11 protein-coding genes are annotated in these 13,823 nt (G+C 58.3%); 6 read left to right on the top strand and 5 right to left on the bottom strand.

The window, feature by feature from the left end; all coding sequences use genetic code 11:
* Positions 1–4 precede the first annotated feature (4 nt).
* Positions 5–1,144: a beta-galactosidase BglB gene (bglB, locus tag BN3796_RS16820; protein WP_061709508.1), complete on the top strand. Its 1,140-nt coding sequence runs from the start codon at positions 5–7 to the stop codon at positions 1,142–1,144.
* 525 nt (positions 1,145–1,669) lie between these two features.
* On the opposite strand, the gene argS is transcribed toward bglB, so the two are convergent.
* The gene (argS, locus tag BN3796_RS16815) at positions 1,670–3,403 is read right to left on the bottom strand and encodes an arginine--tRNA ligase (protein WP_061709507.1); all 1,734 of its coding nucleotides are present in this window, start codon (positions 3,401–3,403) and stop codon (positions 1,670–1,672) included.
* A gap of 238 nt (positions 3,404–3,641) precedes the next feature.
* Between argS and BN3796_RS16810 the strand changes: the two genes are divergently transcribed.
* Positions 3,642–4,202 (top strand): VOC family protein, encoded by a 561-nt coding sequence (locus tag BN3796_RS16810; protein ID WP_061709506.1) that lies wholly within the window; start codon positions 3,642–3,644, stop codon positions 4,200–4,202.
* A gap of 86 nt (positions 4,203–4,288) precedes the next feature.
* Positions 4,289–5,032, top strand: coding sequence for a copper homeostasis protein CutC (gene cutC, locus BN3796_RS16805; RefSeq protein WP_061709505.1), 744 nt, complete (start codon positions 4,289–4,291; stop codon positions 5,030–5,032).
* Between the two features lie 107 nt (positions 5,033–5,139).
* Here cutC and BN3796_RS16800 read toward each other — a convergent pair whose 3' ends face one another.
* Positions 5,140–6,261, bottom strand: coding sequence for a YbdK family carboxylate-amine ligase (locus tag BN3796_RS16800; RefSeq protein ID WP_061709504.1), 1,122 nt, complete (start codon positions 6,259–6,261; stop codon positions 5,140–5,142).
* Positions 6,262–6,470: 209 nt separating this feature from the next.
* Here BN3796_RS16800 and BN3796_RS16795 point away from each other — a divergent pair, with 209 nt between their 5' ends.
* Positions 6,471–6,944 (top strand): cold-shock protein, encoded by a 474-nt coding sequence (locus BN3796_RS16795; RefSeq protein ID WP_061709503.1) that lies wholly within the window; start codon positions 6,471–6,473, stop codon positions 6,942–6,944.
* Between the two features lie 42 nt (positions 6,945–6,986).
* Positions 6,987–7,685 carry a GNAT family N-acetyltransferase gene (locus BN3796_RS16790; RefSeq protein WP_061709502.1) on the top strand — a complete coding sequence of 233 codons (699 nt, stop codon included), beginning with the start codon at positions 6,987–6,989 and terminating at the stop codon, positions 7,683–7,685.
* A gap of 97 nt (positions 7,686–7,782) precedes the next feature.
* Here BN3796_RS16790 and betA read toward each other — a convergent pair whose 3' ends face one another.
* The 3 genes from betA to betI are packed head-to-tail and all read right to left on the bottom strand — an operon-like array spanning position 7,783 to position 11,534.
* A complete protein-coding gene (gene betA / locus BN3796_RS16785; protein WP_061709501.1) occupies positions 7,783–9,447 on the bottom strand; it encodes a choline dehydrogenase in 1,665 nt (554 codons plus the stop codon).
* 13 nt (positions 9,448–9,460) lie between these two features.
* On the bottom strand, positions 9,461–10,933 hold the full coding sequence (betB, locus tag BN3796_RS16780) for a betaine-aldehyde dehydrogenase (protein ID WP_061709500.1): 1,473 nt from the start codon (positions 10,931–10,933) through the stop codon (positions 9,461–9,463).
* 13 nt (positions 10,934–10,946) lie between these two features.
* Positions 10,947–11,534 (bottom strand): transcriptional regulator BetI, encoded by a 588-nt coding sequence (gene betI, locus BN3796_RS16775; RefSeq protein ID WP_061709499.1) that lies wholly within the window; start codon positions 11,532–11,534, stop codon positions 10,947–10,949.
* 128 nt (positions 11,535–11,662) lie between these two features.
* Here betI and BN3796_RS16770 point away from each other — a divergent pair, with 128 nt between their 5' ends.
* Positions 11,663–13,696, top strand: coding sequence for a choline transporter (locus tag BN3796_RS16770; protein ID WP_061709498.1), 2,034 nt, complete (start codon positions 11,663–11,665; stop codon positions 13,694–13,696).
* Positions 13,697–13,823 lie beyond the last annotated feature (127 nt).

The raw sequence follows: 13,823 nt of genomic DNA, 5'->3' as shown, positions 1-13,823 counted from the left end.
GAATATGAAGGTTTGGCCTGTCAAACATAGCCCATTACTCTGCCAGCCGGAGCGCTTTATCGCCCGGGATGAGCTGAAATCGCTGATTGAAAAGGTGACCCATAATCTGGTGAACATCCATGACAAAACCGGCGAATTTTTACTGCGGCTGGATGACGGACGCGTGATTGACACCAAAGGCTGGGCAGGCTGGGAGTGGACACACGGCGTTGGCCTTTACGGTATCTGGCAGTATTACTGCCAGACCGGGGATGTCGCCATGCGCGACATTATCGACAGCTGGTTTACCGAACGTTTCAGCGAGGGGGCAACCACCAAAAACGTCAACACCATGGCGCCGTTTCTGACCCTGGCGTATCGCTATGAAGAGACGAAAAACCCCGCCTGGCTGCCGTGGCTGGAGAGCTGGGCGGAGTGGGCGATGTACGAGATGCCGCGCACCGAACATGGCGGTATGCAGCACATCACCCTGGCGGAAGAGAATCACCAGCAGATGTGGGATGACACGCTGATGATGACGGTGCTGCCGCTGGCGAAAATCGGCAAGCTGCTGGATCGCCCCGCGTATGTTGAAGAGGCCATCTATCAGTTCCTGCTGCATATCCAGAACCTGATGGACCGGGAAACCGGGCTGTGGTTCCACGGCTGGAACTACGAAGGCCACCATAACTTTGCCAAAGCACGCTGGGCGCGCGGCAACAGCTGGCTGACCATCGTGATCCCCGATTTTATCGAGCTGGTGGATCTGCCTGAAGAGAGCGCCGTACGCCGTTATCTGCTCCAGGTCCTGAACGCGCAGATCGCCGCGCTGGCGAAATGCCAGGATGAGAGCGGCCTGTGGCATACGCTGCTGGATGATAACAACTCCTACCTGGAGGCATCCGCAACGGCCGGTTTTGCCTATGGCATTCTGAAGGCGGTACGTAAGCGCTATGTTCCGGCGGAGTATGCGACCGTGGCGGAGAAGGCGATTCGCGGGATTGTGAAAAATATCTCCCCGGAAGGAGAGCTGCTGCAGACGTCGTTTGGTACCGGGATGGGGAGCGATCTGGAGTTTTATCGCCAGATCCCGCTCACCTCCATGCCGTACGGGCAGGCGATGGCCATTCTCTGTCTGACGGAATATTTACGGAAATATTTCTGATAAAAAAAACCGGCATTTGCCGGTTTTTTATTGGCTATTTCCCCGGTGGCGCTGCGCTTACCGGGGCTACAAACGGTGGTATCGGTTTAACAGTCTTTGTAGGCCTGATAAGCGAAGCGCCATCAGGCATTTTCCCCGGTGGCGCTGCGCTTACCGGGGCTACAAGCGGTGGTATCGGTTTAATAGTCTTTTGTAGGCCTGATAAGCGAAGCGCCATCAGGCATTTTCCCCGGTGGCGCTGCGCTTACCGGGGCTACAAACGGTGGTATCGGTTTAATAGTCTTTGCAGGCATGATAAGCGAAGCGCCATCAGGCATTTTCCCCGGTGGCGCTGCGCTTACCGGGGCTACAAGCGGTGGTATCGGTTTAACAGTCCTTTGTAGGCCTGATAAGCGAAGCGCCATCAGGCATTTTCCCCGGTGGCGCTGCGCTTACCGGGGCTACAAGCGGTGGTATCGGTTTAACAGTCTTTGCAGGCCTGATAAGCGAAGCGCCATCAGGCATTTTCCCGCACCATTAAAACAGTTACATACGCTCTACGGTTTCGATACCCAGGGTATCCAGACCCAGCTTCAGGGTTTTCGCCGTCAGCTGCGCCAGCTTCAGACGGCTGTTACGTACCGCTTCGCTCTCAGCGGAAAGAATCGGGCAGTGCTCGTAGAAGCCAGAGAAGAGGCCGGCCACATCGTACAGATAAGCGCACATCACGTGCGGCGTACCGTCGCGGGCCACGATGGAGAGCGTCTCTTCAAACTGCAGCAGACGCGCCGCCAGCTGCGCTTCACGATCTTCATTCAGCAGAACGGCCGCGTTAGCCAGCACGCTTTCATCGATGTTCGCTTTACGGAACACGGAGAGCACGCGGGTGTAGGCATACTGCATATACGGCGCGGTATTGCCCTCGAACGCCAGCATATTGTCCCAGTCGAAGATGTAGTCGGTGGTGCGGTTTTTGGAGAGATCCGCATATTTCACCGCCCCGATACCCACCGCGTTCGCCAGTTTCTCCAGCTCGTCCGCCGGCATATCCGGGTTCTTCTCCGCCACCAGGCGACGGGCGCGCTCCAGCGCTTCGTCCAGCAGGTCAGCCAGCTTCACCGTCCCGCCCGCGCGGGTTTTGAACGGTTTGCCATCTTTGCCCAGCATCATGCCGAACATATGGTGTTCCAGCGGTACGGAGTCCGGCACATAGCCCGCCTTACGCACGATCGTCCACGCCTGCATCAGGTGCTGGTGCTGACGGGAGTCGATGTAATAGAGCACACGATCCGCATGCAGCGTCTCGTAGCGATATTTCGCACAGGCGATGTCGGTGGTGGTGTAAAGATAGCCGCCATCCTTTTTCTGGATGATAACGCCCATCGGTTCGCCTTCCTTGTTTTTGAACTCATCAAGGAAAACCACCGTCGCGCCATCACTCTCCACCGCCAGCCCTTTGGCCTTCAGATCGGCCACGATGCCCGGCAGCATCGGGTTATAGAGGCTTTCACCCATCACGTCGTCGCGGGTGAGCGTCACGTTGAGACGATCGTAGGTGATCTGGTTCTGGGACATGGTAATGTCCACCAGCTTGCGCCACATCTCAAGGAAATACGTATCGCCGCCCTGCAGCTTAACCACATAGCTGCGCGCGCGCTCGGCGAACGCTTCGTCTTCGTCGTAGTGCTTTTTCGCTTCGCGGTAAAACCCTTCCAGATCCGCCAGCGCCATTTCGCCCGCGTTCTCCTGCTGCTGCTTTTCCAGATACGCAATCAGCATCCCGAACTGGGTGCCCCAGTCGCCCACGTGGTTGGCGCGGATCACCTTATGGCCCAGGAACTCAAGGGTACGAACGGCCGCATCGCCGATAATAGTGGAGCGCAGATGGCCCACGTGCATCTCTTTCGCCACGTTCGGCGCCGAGTAATCGACCACGACGGTCTGCGCGTCGGGCTGGCTGACGCCAAGGCGGTCGGACTTCAGCGCCGCTTCCACATTCTGCGCCAGGAACGCCGGGTCAAGGAAAATGTTGATAAAGCCCGGACCGGCAATCTCGGTTTTGCTGGCGATACCGGCGAGATCCAGATGAGACAGTACCTGTTCTGCGAGCTGTCGCGGCGGCATGCCCAGTTTTTTAGCTACTGCCATCACGCCATTAGCCTGATAGTCGCCAAACTGCACCTTCGCTGACTGACGAACCTGCGGCTCGCAATCCGCAGGCGCGCCTGCGGCAATCAGTGCCTGACTGACTTTTTCGGAGAGAAGAGACTGAATATTCACCTGGATACCTTACATTTTCGCTGCGGGCAATCACTTCCCCGCGCAAGTTAAAGAATTAGGGCGGGAGTATACTGCAAATGGCCTTTGCCGTCAGCACTCCGCGCGCCGGGAGCGGATCGGAAAACCGTGGCGTTAAAGCTGCATAAGCATGCAGTCGCCGCGCCGGAAAATCAGCGGTTGGTCGGGCGGGCGCAACGGGGTAAATTAGCGCCTTTCAATCTGTTTAAGAGAGGCAACGATGGCGAACTGGCAATCCATTGAAGAACTGCATGATATTTCAGCTGATTTACCCCGATTCACCCAGGCGTTCACAGAACTTGCCACTCGTCTCGGTCTGGATATTGCGCCGCTTGCGGCCGATCACATCTCCCTGCGCTGCCACCAGAACGCCACGGCGGAGCGCTGGCGCAAGGGATTTGAGCAGTGCGGCGAGCTGTTGTCGGAGAATATCATTAACGGGCGGCCTATCTGCCTCTTCCGGCTGCGCCAGCCGGTCTGCGTCGCCCACTGGCAGTTTCACGTGGTGGAGCTGCCCTGGCCCGGCGAAAAGCGCTATCCCCATGAAGGCTGGGAGCATATCGAGATTGTCCTCCCCGGCGAGCCGGAGACGCTGAATGCCCGCGCCCTGGCACTGCTAAGCGATGAAGGACTCAGCCAGCCGGGGATTGCGGTCAAAACCAGCTCGCCAAAAGGGGAACGCGAGCGGCTGCCTAACCCGACGCTTGCCGTTACCGACGGTAGCGTGACGGTGAAGTTCCACCCCTGGACCATCGAACAAATTATCGCCAGTGAAGCGTAGGCGGCAGACGAATGTGAGCGGGCTCCGGGTCTGATGCCCGCCGGCATGGCATGATGTGGCGAGTTTTGACGAGTCAGGAGAGAGGGATGGCGCTACTGGAGATCTGCTGTTACAGCGAAGCCTGTGCGGTAACGGCGCAACATAACGGGGCGGACCGCATTGAGCTGTGCGCTTCGCCGAAAGAGGGCGGGCTTACCCCCTCATACGGCGTGCTGAAATCGGTCCGTTCCCGGGTGACAATTCCGGTTCACCCCATTATTCGTCCCCGGGGCGGCGACTTTTGCTACTCCGCAGAGGAGTTTCGCGCCATGCTGGAGGATATCGCTCTGGTGCGCGATCTGGGCTTCCCTGGTCTGGTGGTCGGGGTACTGGATGAAGAGGGAAGGGTAGATATGGCGCGGATGCGTCAGGTGATGGCCGCCTCTCAGGGGCTATCGGTAACTTTTCATCGCGCCTTCGATATGTGCGCCAGTCCGCAGCAAGCCTTTGATAGTCTGGCGGAACTGGGGGTGGCAAGGGTGCTCACCTCGGGGCAACAGCCGACGGCTGAAAAAGGATTGCAATTAATTATGGAACTAAACCGCGAATCCGGTGTTCCAATAATAATGGCGGGCGCAGGAGTTCGCGCCAGCAATCTGGAGCTATTTATACGCGCCGGGGTGAAAGAGCTGCATAGCTCAGCAGGCAGATGGACGCCTTCACCCATGCGCTATCGCAATACAGGGTTGTCAATGTCGACGGATGCCGCGGCGGATGAATATTCGCGCTACGGTGTGGATGGAGAGTCGGTTGCGGTAATGAAATCACTAATTGATCGTTATCACGTGTAGCAACGTACCGATTTTTACCGCGCATCATGTCGCCCAATATGATGCTTGCTCGTACCAGGCCCCTGCAATTTCAACAGGGGCCTTTTTTTATCCTTTTTTCGCCCGCGTTACGGGCTGGTCGCCCACAGTTCGCAATGTTTTTGCACCAGCGACGTGAGGGAGCCGCCGTCGAGGATAAAGTCCCGCATCCGCTGCGCCTCGCTTTTCTCCTGTTTCAGCATCTGCGCGATTTCGTTAATGGCGCTCATGCCGCCCAGCTTTTCCGCCGACGGCGCGACCCGCTCCAGAAGCCAGGCCATATCCTCGGCAATCGTGCGCTGTTCGCCCGTATGGACATCCGTCAGAATGCCCTGCAGCCCAAAGCGGCACGCCTGGAAGCGGTTAAATTTATAAAGAAGATAGTCGCGCTCCTGGTGTTTGTAAGGCCGCTCGGTCAGGAGCCAGTGGGCCGTCGCCTGGATCAGGCCGGTAATGTTGATGGCATGGGAGAGGGTCAGCGGCGTATCCATCACTCTCACCTCCACGGTGCCGAAATGCGGGCTGGGTCGGATATCCCAGTGCAGATCCTTAATGCTGTCGATCATGCTGGTATAGCTCAGGCGGCGAAACAGCCCTTCAAACTCCTGCCAGTTGCTCACCCAGGGCAGGTGGCCGTTGTCGGGGAAGGCGGAAAAAATATTGAGCCGCGACGAGGCGAAGCGGGTGTCGCTGCCCTGCATATAGGGCGAGGCTGCCCCCAGCGCGATAAAGTGCGGCACAAAGCGCGACAGGCCGTGCAGCAGATAGATGGCGTCATCGCCGTTCTGGCAGCCCACGTGGACATGCTGACCAAAGACGGTCGCCTGCTGAACCAGATAGCCGAACATCTCCAGCGTGCGGTTATAGCGCTCGTCGTCGCAAACTTCCTGGCGCTGCCACTTCTGGAAGGGGTGGGTACCCCCGCCGCAGATCTGCACGTGATGTTCCGCCGCGGCGCGCAGGATCACCTGCTGCATGGCGGAAAACTGCGCTGCCGCCTGGTCGATGTTCTGGCAGACGCCCGTGGCGATTTCCAGCATGCTTTCGGTGATATCGTGTTTAACTTCACCCCCCTTGATATCAGCCTTTACGGCGTCAATCAGTTGCGACGAGTCCTGGCTCAGGTCGTAGACAGGCGGATTGACCACCTGCAGCTCCAGCTCAACGCCGAGTGTGAAGGGTTCGGAAACATGAAAATCGGGTAAGGGCATAGCGCGCTCCGTTGTCTGTATTAGCTTAAGTATAGTCACCCGGCCAGGGGGGCGCGGCGCTGGATGGGCGCGATGCATTTTTTCGGAATGAGCGAAACGGCTGGCTGCTTTTTACTCGCCTTTTGACCAAAGCCGTAGTCGCCGCGGGCGTTGTGCTTTACACTGCGCGCTGCAAAAATTTGAGAGTCTATTTTCAGGCGGTAACGGTAATGAACGGAACAATCACAACGTGGTTTAAAGAGAAAGGCTTTGGCTTTATCAGAGATGAAAACGGCGACAATCGCTACTTTCACGTGATTAAGGTCGCGAATCCGGAGCTCATCAAGAAAGATGCAGCCGTGACCTTCGAGCCTGGCACCAATAACAAGGGGCTCTCTGCGTATGCGGTAAAAGTTGTCCCGGAAAGTAAGTACATCTATATCGCAGGCGAGCGCCTGAAGCTCGCTTCGATAAAATCCTTCGTGGTCTTTAGCGAAGAGGTGCCCGTCGAGAGCGGTATTGATAAAGAGAACGCGGTGTTGTCGGTCGGGATATTGATGAATAATATCAAACCCAAATCCACCGCGAAGCCGGGCGAAATGCGCACGGTGAAGAAGCTCGCGATTACGACCTTCCAGAAAACGACCCATATCTTCTCCGAAGATGAGATTGATATCGACGCCACTATTAAACTTCTGAAGTAAGCCTGCTATAACAGAGAGCTACCCCCTTCAGGAGTCACCGCCGTGCCCGAACTTAATCAGTATGGTCAACTTGTTAACGATCCCGTTCCCGACTGGCATGGCGCCGGCGTGCTAACGCGCACGCCGCTGACGGGCGTCTGGTGCGCCCTTGAGCCGCTGGACGCCGGGCGTCACGCCGCGGATCTCTTTGACGCTTACGCGCTGGGTGATAACAGCGACTGGACCTGGCTTGCCAGCGTCCAGCCTGAGAGCGTAGAGGCCACCGCGCGCTGGGTAGAGGGTAAAGTCGGGGATGCGGCGCTGGTGCCTTATGGGGTCATCGACTTACGCTCAGGGCATGCGGTGGGGCTGGTCTGCTACATGGCGATTGAGCGGATGGCGGGCTCGGTAGAGATTGGCCACGTCACCTGGTCGCGCAAAATGAAAAACAGCACCATCGGCACCGAGGCGGTCTGGCTGCTGCTGAAAAATGCCTTCGAAACAGGCTACCGCCGCGTCGAGTGGAAGTGTGATTCGATGAACGTTGCTTCACGCAAAGCGGCGGAGCGGCTGGGCTTTGTCCGGGAAGGGCGTCTGCGCCAGAAGCTGGTGCGCAAAGGGCGCAACCGGGACAGCGATATGCTCTCCATCATTGACGGCGAGTGGCCGCAAAGAGACATGGAGCTGCGGGCCTGGCTGGCGGCGGAGAATTTTGACGGGGAAGGGCGGCAGGTCAGGCGGCTTGAGGAATTTCGGAAATAATTTCCCCTCACCCCAGCCCTCTCCCCAAAGGGGAGAGGGGGTTCAAGTTCCCTCTCCCCTTTGGGGAGAGGGTTAGGGTGAGGGGAGCAGTTCGCACTCAGCGGCGAACCGGTGCCCCGTTCGCCACATAATAGGCCGCCGTGCTCTTCGCCAGCGGCTCGCGCCCGCGGATCGCGTCGGCAATCTTCTCGCCAATCATGATGGTGGTGGCGTTCAGGTTGCCGGTAATAATCTGCGGCATAATCGACGCATCCACCACGCGTAACCCTGCCAGCCCGTGAACGCGGCCTTCACCGTCGACTACCGCCATCTCGTCATAACCCATCTTGCAGGTGCCACACGGATGGAAGGCGGTTTCGGCGTGATTACGTACAAACTCGTCCAGCTGTTCGTCCGTCTGGCATTCAACGCCCGGGCTGATTTCACGGCCACGATATTTGTCCAGCGCCGGCTGGTGCATGATCTCGCGGGTGATGCGGATCGCGTCGCGGAACTCCTGCCAGTCCTGTTTGTGGGACATATAGTTAAACAGGATCGCCGGATGCTGGTGCGGATCGCGGGATTTGATGCGCACATGCCCGCGGCTCGGGGAGCGCATGGAGCCAACGTGGCACTGGAAGCCATGCTCCTTCACCGCGTTCGAGCCGTTATAGTTAATCGCCACCGGCAGGAAGTGGTACTGAATGTTCGGCCACTCGAACTCCTCGCGGCTGCGGATAAACCCGCCCGCTTCGAAGTGATTGCTCGCGCCCAGGCCGGTGCCGCCAAACAGCCATTCGGCGCCAATCTTCGGCTGGTTCCACCACTGCAGGGCCGGGTAGAGGGAGACTGGCTCCTTACACTCATACTGGAGATACATCTCCAGGTGATCCTGTAAGTTTTCCCCCACGCCGGGTAAATCATGTACTAGCGGAATATCGAACTGCTTCAGCAGCTCAGCGTTGCCGACGCCGGAGCGCTGCAGAATTTGCGGAGAGGCAATCGCCCCGGCACACAGCAATACCTCTTTGTTTGCCGTCGCGTTGGATGGGATAGTGCTTTCGCCCTCCAGCCACTCAACGCCCACTGCGCGCTTGCCGTCAAAAATAATGTGATCGGTCATGGCGTGGGTGCGGATGGTCAGGTTCGGGCGCGGTTTCGCCTGGTCCAGATAGCCGCGCGCGGTGCTGGCGCGTCGGCCCTGCGGCGTCACGGTACGATCCATCGGGCCGAAGCCCTCCTGCTGATAGCCGTTAAGATCGTCGGTGCGCGGGTAGCCCGCCTGCACGCCCGCTTCCACCATCGCCTCAAACAGCGGGTTCACGCCCGGCTTCGAGGTGGTAACGCTCACCGGACCGTCGCCGCCGTGGTAGTCGTTTGGCCCCACGTCGCGGGTCTCTGCCTTACGGTAATAGGGCAGGCAGTTGAGATAGCTCCAGTGCTCCAGACCCGGTTCTTTCGCCCAGTTGTCCAGATCCATCGCGTTGCCGCGTACATAGCACATACCGTTGATAAGCGACGAGCCGCCCAGCCCTTTACCGCGTCCGCACTCCATGCGGCGGTTATTCATAAACGGCTCTGGCTCGGTTTCATAGGCCCAGTTGTAGCGCTTCCCCTGCAGCGGATATGCCAGTGCGGCAGGCATCTGGGTGCGAAAGTCAAAGCGGTAATCCGGGCCGCCTGCTTCCAGCAGCAGGACGCTGGTGTTCGGATCTTCCGTCAGTCGTGTAGCCAGAACGTTGCCGGCAGAGCCGGCCCCGATAATGATGTAATCAAATTGCAAATAAACCTCCCGGTTAAAATATGGACTGGAATTTACCCATCTCAACCTGGATGGACTTCACCTGTGTATAGCTTTGCAGCGTCATGACGCCATTCTCGCGGCCAATGCCGGAGTGTTTGTAGCCGCCCACCGGCATTTCAGCAGGGGATTCGCCCCATGTATTGATCCAGCAGATGCCCGCCTCGAGCTGATGAATGGCGCCGTGCGCGCGGTTCAGATCGGCCGTCACAACGCCCGCCGCCAGACCGTAATCGGTAGCATTGGCGCGACGAATGGCTTCTTCATCGGTTTCAAAGGTGAGGATGGACATCACCGGGCCGAAGATCTCTTCGCGCACGATGGTCATCTCGTCGGTGCAGTCGGTAAACACGGTCGGGGCCACCCACGCGCCGTTATCAAACCGGTCACCCTTCAGCACGTCGCCGCCGCAGAGCACGCGCGCGCCTTCCTCTTTGCCTTTGGCGATATAGCGCATCACGCTGTCGCGGTGCGGGAAGCTGACCATCGGGCCAAAGTTGGTGCGTTCATCGAACAGATCGCCCGCGCGGATGCGGCCCACGCGCTCAACGATCTTCTGCTCAAATTCCGCCTTAAACTTCGCGGGTACAAACACGCGGGTGCCGTTGGTGCATACCTGGCCGGAGCTGAAGAAGTTCGCCATCATGGCGATGTCTGCCGCGAGATCCAGAGAAGCGTCGTCAAACACTATCAGCGGGGATTTACCGCCCAGCTCCATCGTCACCTCTTTCAGGGACGAGGCCGCGGCGTTCGCCATCACCTTTTTGCCGCTGGCGACGCCGCCGGTAAATGAGACTTTGGCGATGCCCGGATGCTCGGTCAGGTACTGTCCGGTCTCTGCGCCCACACCCGGCAGAACGTTAAACACGCCGTCCGGCAGGCCCGCTTCGGTGTAGATCTCCGCCAGTTTCAGGGCGGTAAGCGGCGTGACTTCGCTCGGCTTGAAGATCATCGCGTTACCCGCCGCCAGCGCCGGGGCCGATTTCCACAGGGCGATCTGGATGGGGTAGTTCCATGCGCCGATGCCCGCCACCACGCCCAGCGGCTCGCGCCGGGTATAGACGAACGAGGTGTCGCGCAGCGGGATCTGGCTGCCTTCCAGCGCCGGGATCAGCCCCGCGTAGTACTCCAGCACGTCCGCGCCGGTGACGATGTCGACGGTCGAGGTTTCAGAAAACGCTTTACCGGTGTCGAGGGTTTCAAGCGTTGCCAGCTCATCGTTACGTTCGCGCAGGATATCGACGGCGCGACGCAAAATGCGTGAGCGCTCCATGGCGGTCATCGCCGCCCAGATTTTCTGCCCGCGCGTAGCGCTCTCTACAGCGCGGTCAACGTCTTCTCGCCCGGCGGCCTGTACGCTCGCCAGGACTTCACCGTTCGCCGGGTTGATGGTCTCGAAGGTGCGACCGCTGGTGGCGGATATATAACCACCATTAATGTAAAGCTGCTGTTCTGCCATTCGGGACATAAATTCTCCTCGGTTATTCGGTCTTTAAATGCTGGCTGATAAAGTGGCTGGTGAGCGCACGGGCGCGGGTGTGATCCAGCGGCTTACCGCTCAGCGCCGCGCGCAGCCAGAGACCGTCGATCAGAGCGGCGAGCCCGTAGCCCGCCTCTTCAGCCTGTTCACGCGGCAGCTCGCGGCGGAACTCGCAGATCAGGTTCGACAGCAGACGGCGGCTGCTCACCTGCTGCAGGCGATAGAGCATCGGCTGGTGCATGCTGCTCGCCCAGAAGGCCAGCCAGGCCTTCATTGCCGCACCGCTGACCTGAGTCTCATCGAAATTGCCGTCGACAATTGCCTGTAAGCGCTGCTCTGCGCTGGCGTTCGCCACGGCGCGTAAACGGTTCAATACCGCGTCGCGCAACTGACCGGTGATGTCGCGCATGGTCGCTTCCAGCAGACCGTTTTTGTCCTGGAAATAGTGACTGACGATCCCTGTGGAGACGCCCGCCCGCCGGGCGATCTGCGCGATGGTGGCGTCATGCATTCCTACTTCGTTTATTGCGGCCAGCGTGGCGTCGATCAGCTGCCTGCGCCGGATCGGCTGCATCCCCAGTTTGGGCATTCTTGCCACTCCATTCATCAGCGTTGGTTAACTATTAGAACGGTTTTTGATTGGACGTTCAATATAAAATGTGTCTTAATTGTTGCGCTTTTTGGTTTTAATAGTTACAAAAAACATAAGGGTACTGGATGACAGATCTCACGCAGACCAGAGAAAAAGACAAAATCAATCCGGTGGTTTTCTATACCTCCGCCGGACTTATTTTGTTGTTTTCCCTGATGACGCTCTTTTTTAGCGACTTTTCCGCCGAGTGGATTGGGCGCACTCTGAACTGGGTCTCTAAAACCTTCGGCTGGTATTACCTGCTGGCCGCCACGCTCTATATCGTCTTTGTGGTCTGTATCGCCTGTTCGCGGTTTGGTTCGGTAAAGCTCGGGCCGGAGCACTCCCGGCCGGAGTTCAGCCTGCTGAGCTGGGCGGCGATGCTTTTTGCCGCCGGGATTGGTATCGACCTGATGTTCTTCTCCGTGGCCGAACCGGTCACCCAGTATATGCAGCCGCCGGAAGGGGCGGGGCAGACCATCGAGGCCGCGCGCCAGGCGATGGTCTGGACGCTATTTCACTATGGACTGACCGGCTGGGCGATGTATGCCCTGATGGGAATGGCGCTCGGTTACTTTAGCTACCGTTATAATTTGCCCCTCACTATCCGCTCCGCGCTCTATCCCATTTTCGGCAAAAAAATCAACGGCCCGATCGGTCACAGCGTGGATATCGCAGCGGTGATCGGCACCATTTTTGGTATCGCCACGACGCTCGGCATCGGCGTGGTACAGCTTAACTACGGTCTCAGCGTGCTGTTTGATATTCCCGACTCGATAGGGGCCAAAGCGGCGCTGATTGCGCTGTCGGTGATTATCGCCACGATTTCCGTGACGTCGGGCGTGGATAAGGGGATCCGTATCCTTTCAGAGCTCAACGTCGCGCTGGCGCTGGGGTTGATTCTGTTTGTCCTCTTTATGGGCGACACCTCGTTCCTGCTCAATGCGCTGGTGCAGAACGTAGGGGATTACATCAACCGTTTCACCGGCATGACGCTCAACAGCTTCGCCTTCGATCGTCCGGTGGAGTGGATGAACAACTGGACGCTCTTCTTCTGGGCGTGGTGGGTGGCCTGGTCGCCGTTTGTCGGCCTCTTCCTGGCGCGGATTTCACGCGGGCGTACCATCCGCCAGTTCGTGATGGGAACGCTGATCATCCCGTTTACCTTCACCCTGCTGTGGCTGTCCATCTTCGGCAACAGCGCGCTGTATGAGATCATCCACGGTAACGCGACCTTTGCCCAGGAGGCGATGACGCACCCGGAGCGCGGCTTCTACAGCCTGCTGGCGCAGTACCCGGCCTTTACCTTCAGCGCTTCGGTCGCCACCATTACCGGCCTGCTCTTTTACGTCACCTCGGCGGATTCCGGCGCGCTGGTACTGGGGAACTTCACCTCGAAGCTGAAGGACATTAACAGCGACGCGCCGAACTGGCTGCGCATCTTCTGGTCGGTGGCGATTGGCCTGCTGACGCTCGGAATGCTGATGACCAACGGTATTTCCGCGCTGCAGAACACCACGGTGATCATGGGCCTGCCGTTCAGCTTTGTGATCTTCTTCGTGATGGCGGGGCTGTATAAATCGCTCAAGGTGGAAGATTACCGCCGCGAAAGTGCCAGCCGCGATACCGCGCCGCGCCCGCTGGGCCATCATGACAGGCTGAGCTGGAAGAAGCGTCTGTCGCGCCTGATGAACTATCCCGGCACCCGCTATACCGCGCAGATGATGGAGACCATCTGCTTCCCGGCCATGGAAGAGGTGGCCCAGGAGTTAAGGCTTCGCGGCGCGCACGTGGAGCTGACGCGACTGCTGCCGGAGGAGGGGGAGACGCTGGGGCATCTGGATCTGAAGGTGCACATGGGCGACGAGCAGAACTTTGTCTACCAGATCTGGCCGCAGCAATATTCGGTGCCGGGCTTTACCTACCGCGCCCGCAGCGGGAAATCGACCTACTACCGGCTGGAGACCTTCCTGCTGGAGGGAAGCCAGGGCAACGATCTGATGGATTACAGTAAGGAGCAGGTGATCACGGATATTCTGGATCAGTATGAAAAGCACCTGAACTTTATCCATCTGCACCGGGAAGCGCCGGGAAATAGCGTGATGTTTCCGGATGTTTAAACAAAATCTGAAAACATAAGTATATCTGTGTTTATATACAGTTATATGACGTGGCGTTACTCAGGGAAGAGTAATATAGCGGCGGGAACCTGAAACACTATCAGGCGATTGCTGCTTCTCAAAAAGG

The organism is Pseudenterobacter timonensis, assembly GCF_900021175.1.
Classification (GTDB): domain Bacteria; phylum Pseudomonadota; class Gammaproteobacteria; order Enterobacterales; family Enterobacteriaceae; genus Enterobacter; species Enterobacter timonensis.
Note: the sequence above shows the minus strand (reverse complement) of the source record. Positions and strands in the feature narration are given on the sequence as shown.